Here is a 13,220-nt window from a genome sequence, read left to right as displayed (position 1 = left end):
AATAGAATTAACATGAGCGCTACACTGATCAATGACGTAAAAACAACTTTCACTAACACCTTTAAAACCGATCCTTTGCTTATTTTTTCACCAGGAAGAATAAACATTATTGGAGAACATACAGATTATAATGATGGGTTTGTTTTTCCTGCAGCCGTTAATAAAGGTATTGCAGCTGCCATTCAAAAAAGTGACTCAAATTTTTCAACTGCTTTTGCTATAGATAAGGATAGTAAAATAGAATTTGAATTAGATAAAATAAAACCCTCTAAAGAAGGAAATTGGGAAAATTATGTTCTAGGTGTTATTGCTGAGATACAAAATAGAAATAAAATAATTGGAAATTTCAACATTGCATTTAAAGGAGACATTCCAGGTGGTGCAGGTATGTCTTCTTCTGCTGCTTTAGAAAACAGTGTCGTTTTTGGTTTGAATGAATTATTTAATTTAGGGTTAACTAAACATGAAATGATTTTAATTTCTCAAAAAGCAGAACACAATTACGTAGGGGTTAATTGCGGAATCATGGATCAATACGCAAGCATGTTTGGTATAGAAAATAATGCTTTGCTTTTAGATTGTAGAACTGTAGAAGCTAAGCCTTATGAGATCAATTTTAAAGATCACCAACTTATGCTTATAAATACTAACGTTAAACATAGTTTATCTGATAGCGCTTATAATGATAGACGTTCTGCTTGCGAAAGTATTTCTGAACTATTAGGCATAAAAGCTTTAAGAGATGCTACTGAAAAAGATTTAGAAACGGTAAAAGACAAAGTATCTCCAGAAAATTACCAAAAAGCACTATACGTTATTCAAGAAAATGATCGCGCTGTAAAAGCATCTAAAGCTATAGAAAATAATAATTTAAAAACTTTAGGCGCTTTAATTTATAGGTCGCACAACGGTTTACAACACCAATATAAAGTAAGTTGTGATGAGCTTGATTTCTTAGTAGACCAAGCTAAAGAAAACAAACATGTATTAGGAGCAAGAATGATGGGTGGTGGTTTTGGTGGCTGTACTATTAATTTAGTAGCAAAAAATCAAGCTAAAGCTTTTGGTGAAATAGCTTCTCAAGCTTATAAAAATAAATTTAATAAAGAATGTTCCGTATATTTTATTGAACTTTCTAAAGGTACACATATAGTAAAATAAGTAACTACAATATCAATTTCAAAAATGGAAAATACAGATTTACAAGATTATTCACATAAACGTTATAATATATTAACTGGTGAATGGGTACTAGTATCGCCACATAGAGCAAAAAGACCGTGGCAGGGACAAAATGAAGCTGTTTCAAATGAGGTTAGACCATCTTACGATGAAACTTGTTATTTATGTGCTGGAAATACAAGAATTAATGGAGAAATAAACCCAAAATATCAAGACGTATTTGTTTTTACTAACGACTTTGCTGCACTACAAAGCGATTCAAAATCTTTTTCTGTTGAAGACGGTTTACTATTAGCTCAAAGTGAAACAGGTATCTGTAAAGTGATCTGCTTTAGTCCAGATCACTCTAAAAGTTTAGCAGATATGGCTCCTAACGATATTCAAAAAGTAGTTTATGCTTGGCAAAGAGAATACAAAGAATTAGCTGATAATCCAGATATTAACTACGTACAAATTTTTGAAAATAAAGGTGCTGTTATGGGATGTAGCAATCCGCACCCACATGGGCAAATTTGGAGTCAATCAACACTTCCAAATGAAGTTGAAAAGAAAAATACGCAACAACTAGCATATTTTAACAAAAATAATAGTAGCCTTTTAGGAGACTATTTAATACAAGAGTTAGAAAAACAAGAACGTATTATTTTTGAAAACGATTCGTTTGTAGTTCTAATCCCTTTTTGGGCTATATGGCCATTCGAAGCTATGATTGTTCCTAAAAAGCACCAAGCAAACATTTTAGAACTAAATGATACTGAAGCCTTATTATATGCTGAAGCCATTTCTGTGCTAACAAAAGCTTACGATAAGCTATTTAACACCTCTTTTCCTTACTCTAGTGGTATACATCAAGCACCAACGAACGGTGAAGAAAACAATCACTGGCATTGGCACATGAGCTTTTACCCACCATTATTAAGAAGTGCAACCGTAAAGAAATTTATGGTAGGTTACGAAATGTTTGGAACGCCTCAAAGAGATATTACTGCAGAAACAGCTGTAAAAATGATTCGTGAGTTAATCTAAATCAAAATAAATAGTACTATAATTTTAAAAACCTGATTTTATACGTCAGGTTTTTAAATTTTTAACCAATTACATACTAAATCATATTTTCAAAAGTTATATTTTAGCCACTTATTGGTAATTAAACTATCACCATCAATTCATGAAACGTTACTTATATTTTATCGTTACCCTAGGTTTTTTAATGCTTTGGAGTTCTTGTCGTAAAGATTTTGAATTCTCACCAAGCAAAGGAGGTTTACAATTTTCGAAAGACACCGTATATTTAGATACCGTTTTTACTAACATTGGCTCTAGCACTTATAACCTTAAAGTTTATAATAGAAGTGATGATGATATTTCTATTCCTTCTATAAAATTAGGATTAGGAGAGACTTCAAATTACAGATTAAACGTAGATGGTATTCCTGGAAAAGTTTTTGAAAATGTAGAAATATTAGCAAAAGACAGTCTATTCATTTTTGTTGAGTCAACTATAGACATTAATAATTTTCCAAATCCAAATGGCAACTATTTATACACAGATCAAATAGAATTTGATTCTGGCTCTAATCAACAAAAAGTAGAGCTGGTTACTCTAGTACAAGATGCAGTTTTTATTTATCCTAATAGAGACAATACTACAAAAGTTATTGAAACATTAACCCTAAATATTGATGATCAAATTATAGAAACTGAATTACAAGGTAGAGAGTTACTGCCTACTGAACTTACATTCACAAATGAAAAACCTTATGTTATCTATGGGTTTGCCACTGTACCTTCAGGAGAGAGATTAACTATTGAAGCTGGAGCTCGTATTCATTTTCATAATGACTCTGGATTAATCATTTCTAATAATGCCTCTCTCAACGTCAATGGCGCTTTTAGTACAGATCAAGAATTATTGGAAAACGAAGTCATTTTTGAAGGAGACCGTTTAGAATCTGCTTTTGCAAATGTTCCTGGACAATGGGGAACAATCTGGTTTTTAGATGGTAGTAATAATAATACTATTAATTATGCTACCATAAAAAATGCAACAGCTGGTATTTTATGTGACGGTAACCCTAATGGAATACGTAACAAACTAACTATAACGAACTCACAAATATATAATTCAAGTGCATTTGGTATATTAGGTAGAAATACGTCTATTGTGGGACGTAATGTAGTAATTAACAATGCGGGGCAATCATCGTTTGCTGGAACTATTGGTGGTAGATACAATTTTACACACTCAACAATTACTAACTACTGGCGTAATAGCTCTAGACAATTACCTGCTGTTTTTCTAAACAATTTTCTTTTAGATGAAGAGAATAATGCTACTCTTGCAAGTTTAACTCAAGCAAATTTTAATAACTGTATTATTTACGGAAATGATAATCCAGAAATTGGTTTTGATGAAATAGAAGATAATGCTGTTTCTTTTAATTTTAAATTTACTAATTGTTTAATTCGTTTTGAGGATAGAAATAACACATTAACAGAAGCTTATTACGATTTAAATGACATAAATCATTATGAGGGTAATATTTATAATGAAGATCCTAATTTTAAAGATACTGAATTAAACAAATTAATGATTGGAAATGAATCTGCAGCTATAAACAAAGGGAATTCAACTTTTGCTACACAGGTTCCTATTGATATCTTAAATGTTAACAGAACAACTACTCCAGATTTAGGAGCTTATCAACATATTACTTTTCCTAAAGAAGAGTAAAAACCTTTCAAGAATAGTTTAAATTAATTACCTGTAAAAGAATGAGAAATATTCTCACTTTTTAAAAAAGACAACATTTCTTTTATGAAAAAACTTAATAAAACAAAAGATTACTCTTCATAACTTTAATTAAATAAGAATTTTCTTAATTCAATACAACATAATCAACTGATTTTATTGTAATTATATTTAAAAAATATATTTGTTTCTTAAAACAGTAATAAATATATTTGAATATCCGTTTTTACTCATAATCCAGTAATTCCAGCTATTACTAGTCTATCGAATAGTTTTTCCTCAAAATATCTTCGATTGAGTTTGTAAACAAATTCGTTTAGGTAGAGTTGTAGGTATTTGCCTTTAATTTTGTGATAATTTCCAAGTAAGTTTCGTTTGGCATTGCTTATGGTAATATGTACCCATTTCAAGGTCTCTTTAGTAGTTTGTTTATCTGATTTTTCACTAATATGTAGTTCTACAAAATCAGCAATATCAACATATGAAGTACTTTTATCAGTAAAAACAATGCTTTGTTCGTCTAAAGACTCTTTAACAGTATCATTTACACCATCAGCCTTATGATCTGTCAGCACTTTGGCTTTAAAGTAGCGACATTGGCGATCCTTCTTGTTGGTTTTCGGGTCTTCTAAGGGAGTGGATTCTGCCATTATCATTACGTTTTGCTTTCCTACTGCACCACGACCTCTTTTTCCTTTTTGTTGCTCTATTTCAGAAGATTCGACCGTAAAATAACCTTCATCCATTTCAATCATACCTTCTAAAGTATAGCGGGCATCTCTGTTACCCATTGCTTTACGAAGTTTATGAACCATCGCCCAGACAGGTTCATACCTTTTTAAACCAAGCTGTTTCTGGATTTCTTTAGAAGAAAATCCTTTCTTGGTAGTAGTCATCAAAAACATTGTCTTATACCATATCATAAAAGATAGATTAGAATTTTGCATAATAGTACCACTTCTCAAAGATGTACGGGCTCTACAAGATTTGCACTCATAGCTCCAAACAGCCTTTATCCAATAGTGATGAGTATGACCACAACGCTGGCATTTAACTCCTATCTTATCTCTTTCTTGCTTAAAATGAGTACGACAAGCTTCTTCACTATCAAAATGGGCGGTAAAACTAAAAATATTCATGACTTGTTTTTTTAACAAAATAAGCATTTTTAATCAATTATTAGTAATTACGGATATTCAAATAAATATATTGGAATTATAATAAAATTAAACAGAAACATGAGTACCTCAGATAGAATTATACGATTTATAGTCGTAATAGTTCTATTACCTTTATTATTTATAAGTCATGTTAAAGGTATTTTTGAAATTATAATAATGGTAATTTCTATTCTATTTCTATTTACTAGTGCCACTGCTATTTGTCCTTTTTATAAATCTATTAATATACATACAAATAAACCTGACGATTTAATCAAAATAGGAAAGAAATCCCTCTATAAGTTCCTTCATTAAAATTACCCTTCTCTCTTAAACTTCTATTCACAAATTAGGAACAGAAATCTAAATATGCTAAGAAGACAAACTCTTGCTTGTATTCAATTTGATTGAATATGAAACAAACGAAATACTTCTATTGCTTTGCGATAATTTTTGATTTTCAAAAAATTCTTTATTTATTTTTCATAATAAATTCCAGTTCTCCATCATCTAGGTTTTAATGAATATTACTATAAAATCATTTAACTGTCTTAAAATGCTCTTCTTTTTAAGGTTTCAATCTATCTAAAATCCAATCTAAAAAATAGTTAATTCTATTAAAAGTTATGTAATCCACAAAACTTAATTACACGTATATACTTATAACTAAAAAAGTAAAAACTTACACCTAACTTATTACTTTACAAAATATTAACTACTTATGAAAAAAAAATGTTTTTTAGTACTTACTCTATTACTATTTATTAGTATAACAGCTCAAAACCCTAATTGTGAAGGAAATTGGTTATCTGTTGATGGTAATAAGTTATTAGACTCAAATAACAACGAAGTCATTCTAGCTGGTGTTAATTGGTTCGGTTTTGAAACTCAAATTAGCATTCCCCACGGACTTTATGCAAGAGATATTGATGGCCTGTTATTACAAACAAAAGACTTAGGTTTTAATTGCCTCCGTCTACCATGGCACAATCTTATGTTAGCCCAAAGCGCCACTATACAAGAACCCAATTACTGGGTAAAGGATCCTTACTCATACAATGGAATACCTCAAATTGGGCCATACTCTAACCTTAAGCTACAAGGAAAAACAAAACCTATAGAGGTATTAGATTATATCGTACAATGGTGCCAAGATAATGATATGAAAGTAATATTAGATTGCCATTCTCGAAACCCTGATGCATACCTAGTTGAGAAATTATGGTACACTAATAATGTTACTGAACAACAATGGATTAATGATTGGGTATTTATAGCAGATAGATACAAAGAATTTGATGCGGTAATTGGTATGGATATAAACAATGAACCAAATGGAAAAATAGACAATCTTGAAGGAGCACGATGGGGAAGTAATGATCAATACGATTGGCGTTTAGCATCCGAAAAATGTGGTAATGCCATATTAACTGCTAACCCCAATGTTTTAATTATAGTTGAAGGAATTGAAGCATATAGAAAACCTAATGGAGATCTAACCTCTTATTGGTGGGGCGGTAATTTACAAGGCGCACGCGATTTTCCAGTACGCTTAAATGCCCCCAACAAGCTAATGTATTCTCCTCACGAATATGGACCTACAGTATTTAATCAAACATGGTTTTCTTCTCCAAACTTCCCCAATAATATGCCTAGCATATGGGAAGAACAGTTTAATTTCTTAAATACTGAAGGTAAATCTCCTCTACTTATTGGTGAATTAGGTATTAAATCTCGTGGAGGAAAAGATGAAATCTGGTTTGAAAAATTTATAAACTTCATTAAAGATAAAAAACTTCACTTTACATTTTGGTCTTTAAATCCTAATTCTGGTGATACTGGTGGGGTTTTTGAGCATGATTGGTCTACAGTTGTTCAATGGAAAATGGATTATTTAAAACCTATCCTCTCTAAGCCTATACCAAACTCAAACTGTACTAGAAATACATTGGGCATCTCTAATAATACCAACAAAGGTATTATAAATGCTTTTCCAAACCCTACATCTGAGACTATTCAATTTAGTTTTAATCAAATACAAATAAAGTCTTTAAGTATTTATACAATAGAAGGAAAGAAAATTGATAGTATTGAAAAACCTCTATTATTAAACAATATCTATACATACAATGCTTCAAAACTATCAAAAGGTATCTATCTTATAAAAGCTATAACTAGCAGTGCAAAAGAGTTAACAACCAAAATTGCTATAAAGTAAAATTTTAAAGCAACCTTAAAGGTTAATAAAAAGCACTCTTCCAAAAAGTATTTTTAGAAGAGTGCTTTTTTTATCTATTATTGTTTAAGTAAATATAAAAACAAGAAAGCTATTTATACAAATAAAGGCTTATCCTTCATCATAGCATTTACTTTAGCTTTTACTTCTTCTAAAACAGCATCATTTTCGTAATTAGTAACCACTTTATCAACTAATTCAACGATATCTATCATATCCTTTTCATTTAATCCACGTGTAGTCACTGCGGAAGCACCTAAACGTATTCCTGAAGTTACAAATGGTGATTTATCATCAAATGGTACCATATTTTTATTTACAGTAATGTCAGCTTTCACCAAAGCTTGTTCTGCATCTTTACCAGAAAGGTTTTTATTTCGCAAATCAATTAACATACAATGGTTATCTGTTCCTCCAGAAATAATCTTATACCCTTTAGCTACTAATGCTGCTGCCATAGCTGCGGCATTTTGTTTTACTTGTAATTGGTAATTTAAAAAATCGTCCGTTAAAGCTTCTCCAAAAGCAATTGCTTTAGCAGCTATGATATGTTCTAATGGTCCACCTTGATTTCCTGGAAAAACTGCAGAATCTAATAATGAAGACATTTTACGAAGATTTCCATTTTTTAATTTAATACCAAATGGATTCTCAAAATCCTGTCCCATCATAATCATACCTCCTCTTGGACCTCTTAAAGTCTTGTGTGTTGTTGTTGTAACAATATGACAATGTGGTAATGGATCATTTAAAATCCCTTTAGCTATTAATCCTGCTGGATGAGATATATCTGCCATTAAAATAGCACCAACACTATCTGCAATAACTCTAAAACGTTTAAAATCTATATCACGAGAATAAGCAGAAGCACCAGCAATAATTAATTTTGGCTGCTCTTTAGTAGCAATCTCTTGTATTTTATCGTAGTTTAAAACTCCTGTCTCCTCTTCTACCCCATAAAATACTGGACTATATAGTTTTCCAGAAAAATTAACTGGAGATCCATGAGTTAAATGACCACCGTGAGATAAATCAAAACCTAAAATTTTATCACCTGGAGTTAAACATGCATGATATACAGCTGTATTAGCTTGACTCCCTGAATGCGGTTGCACATTTACATAAGCAGCTCCAAACAATGCTTTTGCTCTATCAATAGCAATTTGCTCAACTTCATCAACCACTTCACAACCTCCATAATAACGCTTACCAGGATAACCTTCAGCATATTTGTTTGTTAACACAGAGCCTGCAGCCTCCATTACCTGGTCGCTTACAAAATTCTCTGATGCAATAAGTTCAATACCATGTAATTGGCGTTCCTTTTCAGCTTGAATAAGTTCAAAAATTTGTTCGTCGCGTTGCATAAAATTAAATTATCGTTAAATATTTGGCAAAAATAACAAATAGATTATTTAAAATCATCAAAAAACAGATATTTACTTCATAGTTTTTAATGGTTTGTAATAATCATTATTAGTAGCTTATATTTTTATCGTTTTTTTTTATTAAAATAAAAAAAATATGTAGGTTTGATAAGAATTCAATAACAAAAAAAAATTTAAGTTATGCCACTATCAGCTAACAATCCAGATAAAAAGTCGTGGTTACACGTCGATAAAAATTCAGATTTTCCTATACAAAATATTCCTTTTGGAGTTTTTTTAACTCGTGATGATGTTATTACTATCGGAACACGTATCGGTGATACCGCTATAGACCTTGGAGCATTACATCAATTAGGATACTTTAAAGAAATTCCTTTAACAGATGATATTTTTCTTCAAGACACTTTAAATGATTTTATAGCTGACGGTAGAAAAACATGGCGGGCAGTTAGAAACAAAATCTCAGAAATTTTTGATTCTGAAAACGATACGCTCAAGAATAATAATAAACACAAAGAATTTGTATTGTTTCGCTTAGACGAAATTGAAATGCAACTACCTGTACAAATTGGTGATTATACAGATTTTTACTCAAGCATAGAACATGCTACCAACGTAGGTACTATGTTTAGAGATCCAGAAAATGCTCTATTACCAAACTGGTTACATATACCTGTAGGCTACCATGGCAGAAGTTCTTCAATAATTCCTTCTGGAATTCCTGTACGTAGACCCAAAGGACAAACACTTCCAGGTGATACTAAAACTCCTATTTATGGTCCTAGCAAATTTATAGATTTTGAGTTAGAAATGGCTTTCATTACTACTGATGCTAATGATTTAGGTGAACCAATACCTATAGATGAAGCAGAAGAGTACATTTTTGGTTTAGTATTGCTTAACGATTGGAGTGCACGTGACATTCAAAAATGGGAATATGTACCATTAGGTCCCTTTTTAGCTAAAAACTTTGCTTCTTCTATTTCTCCTTGGATTGTAACCTTAGATGCTCTTGCCCCCTTTAAAGTACAAGGACCAAAACCATTAAAAGAACAACTAGAATATTTACAATATAAAGGTAAAAAAAGCTACGACATTAATTTAGAAGTAGCTATACAGCCCCAAGGCGCTAAAGAAACTGTAGTTAGCAAATCTAACTTTAAATATATGTATTGGAATATGTCTCAACAATTAGCCCATCATACCGTTAATGGATGTCCTGTAAATTCTGGAGATATGATGGGTAGTGGTACTATTTCTGGACCTACCAAAGACAGCTATGGCTCTATGCTGGAATTAACTTGGAAAGGTGAAAAACCTCTAGAAATGAAAGATGGTACAAAACGTAAATTTATTAATGATAATGATACTGTTATTATGAGAGGATATTCTGAAAAAGATGGAATGCGTATTGGTTTTGGTGAGGTTTCAACTAAATTATTACCTGTTTACAAGAAAAAATAATCTATATTTATCAAAATATATTAAATATCCCTTAAACTAAAATTTAAGGGATATTTTTGTTTGGCATAATAATTGAAAAACTAACCAAATAACCTTAATTTTAGCCACTATGAAAAAACTACTACTCTTAACTGTTATATTTTTATCTCTCATTGCTTGTAATTCTAGAAAGCAAATTGAAAAAGCCGTTAATTATGGTAATTATGACCAGGCAATTGCTACAGCTATTAATAAGCTTAAAACCAATAAAAACAAAAAAAGGAAACAAACTTATATATTAATGTTACAAGATGCTTTTCACAAAGTATCTGAAAGAGATTTAAGTACTATAAAACATCTTAAAAAGCAAAACAACCCTGAATTATATCAAAACATATACGAATTATATCAAGATTTAAATAATCGTCAAGAATACATTAAGCCTCTTTTACCTTTAACTGTTGAAGGAAGAAATATTGCGTTTAACTTTAATAATTATAGTGATAATATAATAGATTCAAAAGAAAAAGTATCTAATCATATGTATGAAAAAGGCATAGAACTTTTAGAATCTGACGACAAAAATAAAATAAGAGAAGCATATAACGTATTAGAATATTTGGAAAATATAAATCCTAATTATGAAGACACTAGAGAGCTATTAGAAGAAGCTCATCAAAGAGGCACACGTTATATATTAGTTTCTATAAATAACGAAACGCATCAAATAATACCCAAACGTTTACAAGATGATTTGTTAGATTTCAATACCTACGGTCTTAATAAATTCTGGAGTGTTTATCATGCTAATAAAGCCCAAAATATCAAATATGATTGTGCCATGAATCTTAATTTAAAACGCATTAATATTTCACCCGAAAAAGTAAGCAAACGTGAGTTTTTAAGAAAGAAACAAATTAAGGATGGATGGGAATATAAACTAGATAGAGATGGAAATGTTGCAAAAGATACTTTAGGTAATGATATTAAAGTTGATAAAATTATAAATGTGAAATGTAGTTTGTTAGAAACTGTACAATTTAAGTCATCGCAAGTTATTGGTGAAGTTGTTTATATAGACTTATTATCAAATCAATTAATTGATACTTTTAATATTGATAGCGAATTTATATTTGAACATATTTATGCTAGATCTAGAGGAGATAAACGTGCATTGGATCCAGATGACAGAAACCTTATAAATAATAGACGCGTATCTTTTCCTAGTAATGAACAAATGGTTTATGATACTGGTGAAGACTTAAAATTACAGCTTAAGAATATTATATCTAAAAAACTATTTTAAAAAGATTAAGTTGAAGATAAAGAGTTAAATTGATAAAATTATTTGAAACAATAAATTTTTCTTAATAACCTTAAAAGAAATAGCCCTTTTCAGATAAAATACTGAAAAAGGCTGTTTCTTAAATTTATGATAATTTATTGGTGCTACTTTTTGTCTATTACTACATCGCATGAAGCAATAGTACCTACTCCAGAAGAACATCCTTTTGGAGTACTATCGGTAACATGCAAAATATAACCACTAGGAAATGTATTTTTTCCTTCTGCAACAGTAACATTTACATCATAATTTCCAAGGCTACCATCTCTTTTAGTTTTATCAATAGTAATTCCTAAAGAAGGTCCACTATATTCAAATCCACTCTCACCAGGTCTACATACTTTATCCCATTCTCCGCAAGGTAAATATTGTAAAAAAGCTTCCTTAATCTTTGCTCCACTATTTTTATATACAACCTTAACATTTGTTACTTCTGATGTCTCAAATTTACCAGGCTTTATTCCTCCTAACTCGCTATGCTCAAAAGCTATGTCATTAAATTCATCAGCTATTCTAACAGCCCATACTGTGCCATTATTTCTTCTATAAATATTTGATATAGAACCGGCTCCTAATAAACCTTCAATATAATTCCTGAATGCCCCTTTAGACCTATTTTCTGTATCAAATATTTCGATAAATCCATGTTCTACTCTAACTGCATAGGCACAACCTATTGCTGTTACATCATCAATAGTTATTTTTCCATTTTCCATAAAATGTGGAGAAAACATAACAGGTGTTAAACCATCTTTACCAATAATTTTATTAGCAAAAATGTCTCGCAGCCCTCCCTTTCCAGCTTTTTTCATGGCAAGGTTATCTGTTTCTAATCTTAAAGTGACACCACCTGTACATTTAAGATTTTTAAATAATACATTATCCGCAGCATACCCTTGAATTAATCCATAACCCGTATGCGCATTGGTTTGTGTTATGTTTTCAACAATACCATTATGCGGCCAAGCTTCGGCTACTCCTTTTTTATCAAAAAAACTAATTAAAACTGATGCAAAAATAGTTTTATCATCTAAAATATTAAGATTAGCTAATCTAAAACCATCAGCTTCTCCAATATCTGCAACAATAAGATTATTACTTGAATTATTTCTTAAGTCCACGGTAAATCTTCCTCCTTTTCCATAAACACTAGTGCTCTCAATCTTTTTTTGTCCACGAGCTCCAAAATTGAAAATACGGTGGTTTCTATCTTCTGCTAATCCTTTAACAGGGAATATTGTAGCGCCTTTAGCTATTTCTAAATGAACATTGGACTTCATTCTAATATTCAATAAATAATAATTACCCTCTGGAATAATTATTCTTCCTACTTCTCCATCTGCAAAAGAATTAATAGCTCTATTAAGTTTAGCACTATCATCATTGGTGTCAGTATTATTAACACCAAAATCGTCAACCAAATTTTTAGTCACATCAAACGATACGGGTTGTCTATAAAAACGATTCCTTGAAAAATTGTTAGGTCGGACTGCTCGAAGAGTTGATCCTTCTGGGTTTTCTTCTGTTATCTCTCTTGGATCTGTAGAACAGCCAATTGCTAATGCTGCAAAAGATGTTAATATAAGATTTCTAAATTTTAATTTCATAACTGTTAAGTTTTTTAGGTTAAGAATATTTTAACGCTGCGTGAATTCAAAAATTGTATTATTGTAAATATTTTATTACTTAAAATCAAAATAATACAAAAAAACCT

The 13,220-nt window shown here is 30.7% G+C and carries 10 protein-coding genes; 7 read left to right on the top strand and 3 right to left on the bottom strand.

Annotated elements, in window-relative coordinates:
• The first annotated feature begins 12 nt into the window (after positions 1–12).
• From galK to A8C32_RS07145, 3 genes are all read left to right on the top strand, one after another.
• Positions 13–1,161, top strand: a complete 1,149-nt coding sequence (gene galK / locus A8C32_RS07155; protein ID WP_069829759.1) for a galactokinase — start codon at positions 13–15, stop codon at positions 1,159–1,161.
• A 24-nt stretch (positions 1,162–1,185) separates the two neighbouring features.
• Positions 1,186–2,208 (top strand): UDP-glucose--hexose-1-phosphate uridylyltransferase, encoded by a 1,023-nt coding sequence (locus A8C32_RS07150; protein ID WP_069829758.1) that lies wholly within the window; start codon positions 1,186–1,188, stop codon positions 2,206–2,208.
• 142 nt (positions 2,209–2,350) lie between these two features.
• Positions 2,351–3,916 (top strand): hypothetical protein, encoded by a 1,566-nt coding sequence (locus A8C32_RS07145; RefSeq protein WP_069829757.1) that lies wholly within the window; start codon positions 2,351–2,353, stop codon positions 3,914–3,916.
• Positions 3,917–4,164: 248 nt separating this feature from the next.
• Here A8C32_RS07145 and A8C32_RS07140 read toward each other — a convergent pair whose 3' ends face one another.
• On the bottom strand, positions 4,165–5,073 hold the full coding sequence (locus A8C32_RS07140) for an IS1595-like element ISAlg2 family transposase (RefSeq protein WP_069828596.1): 909 nt from the start codon (positions 5,071–5,073) through the stop codon (positions 4,165–4,167).
• 99 nt (positions 5,074–5,172) lie between these two features.
• On the opposite strand from A8C32_RS07140, the gene A8C32_RS21445 reads away from it, so the two are divergent.
• Together A8C32_RS21445 and A8C32_RS07135 are read left to right on the top strand one after the other, a co-directional pair.
• The gene (locus tag A8C32_RS21445; RefSeq protein WP_083253276.1) at positions 5,173–5,409 is read left to right on the top strand and encodes a YgaP family membrane protein; all 237 of its coding nucleotides are present in this window, start codon (positions 5,173–5,175) and stop codon (positions 5,407–5,409) included.
• 406 nt (positions 5,410–5,815) lie between these two features.
• Positions 5,816–7,312 (top strand): cellulase family glycosylhydrolase, encoded by a 1,497-nt coding sequence (locus A8C32_RS07135; RefSeq protein ID WP_069829756.1) that lies wholly within the window; start codon positions 5,816–5,818, stop codon positions 7,310–7,312.
• Positions 7,313–7,425: 113 nt separating this feature from the next.
• Here A8C32_RS07135 and glyA read toward each other — a convergent pair whose 3' ends face one another.
• On the bottom strand, positions 7,426–8,697 hold the full coding sequence (gene glyA / locus A8C32_RS07130) for a serine hydroxymethyltransferase (protein WP_069829755.1): 1,272 nt from the start codon (positions 8,695–8,697) through the stop codon (positions 7,426–7,428).
• Between the two features lie 201 nt (positions 8,698–8,898).
• Between glyA and fahA the strand changes: the two genes are divergently transcribed.
• Entirely contained in the window at positions 8,899–10,182 is a 1,284-nt protein-coding gene (gene fahA / locus A8C32_RS07125) for a fumarylacetoacetase (RefSeq protein ID WP_069829754.1), read from the top strand.
• Positions 10,183–10,291: 109 nt separating this feature from the next.
• Positions 10,292–11,467, top strand: a complete 1,176-nt coding sequence (locus A8C32_RS07120) for a hypothetical protein (RefSeq protein WP_069829753.1) — start codon at positions 10,292–10,294, stop codon at positions 11,465–11,467.
• A gap of 143 nt (positions 11,468–11,610) precedes the next feature.
• Here the strand turns inward: A8C32_RS07120 and A8C32_RS07115 are convergent, their stop codons facing one another.
• Complete coding sequence (locus tag A8C32_RS07115; RefSeq protein ID WP_069829752.1) at positions 11,611–13,113, bottom strand: glycoside hydrolase family protein; 1,503 nt, start codon at positions 13,111–13,113, stop codon at positions 11,611–11,613.
• Positions 13,114–13,220: the final 107 nt, after the last annotated feature.

The organism is Flavivirga aquatica, from assembly GCF_001747085.1.
GTDB classification, from domain to species: domain Bacteria; phylum Bacteroidota; class Bacteroidia; order Flavobacteriales; family Flavobacteriaceae; genus Algibacter_C; species Algibacter_C aquatica.
This window is presented reverse-complemented; position numbering and strand designations above follow the sequence as displayed.

Excerpts from the sequence above, each read along its gene's own strand:
- A8C32_RS07120 (WP_069829753.1), top strand. The coding sequence starts at position 10,292 with ATGAAAAAACTACTACTCTTAACTGTTATATTTTTATCTCTCATTGCT.
- glyA (WP_069829755.1), bottom strand. The coding sequence starts at position 8,697 with ATGCAACGCGACGAACAAATTTTTGAACTTATTCAAGCTGAAAAGGAA.
- A8C32_RS07150 (WP_069829758.1), top strand. The coding sequence starts at position 1,186 with ATGGAAAATACAGATTTACAAGATTATTCACATAAACGTTATAATATA.
- A8C32_RS07140 (WP_069828596.1), bottom strand. The coding sequence starts at position 5,073 with ATGAATATTTTTAGTTTTACCGCCCATTTTGATAGTGAAGAAGCTTGT.
- A8C32_RS07145 (WP_069829757.1), top strand. The coding sequence starts at position 2,351 with ATGAAACGTTACTTATATTTTATCGTTACCCTAGGTTTTTTAATGCTT.
- A8C32_RS07135 (WP_069829756.1), top strand. The coding sequence starts at position 5,816 with ATGAAAAAAAAATGTTTTTTAGTACTTACTCTATTACTATTTATTAGT.
- galK (WP_069829759.1), top strand. The coding sequence starts at position 13 with ATGAGCGCTACACTGATCAATGACGTAAAAACAACTTTCACTAACACC.
- A8C32_RS07115 (WP_069829752.1), bottom strand. The coding sequence starts at position 13,113 with ATGAAATTAAAATTTAGAAATCTTATATTAACATCTTTTGCAGCATTA.
- A8C32_RS21445 (WP_083253276.1), top strand. The coding sequence starts at position 5,173 with ATGAGTACCTCAGATAGAATTATACGATTTATAGTCGTAATAGTTCTA.
- fahA (WP_069829754.1), top strand. The coding sequence starts at position 8,899 with ATGCCACTATCAGCTAACAATCCAGATAAAAAGTCGTGGTTACACGTC.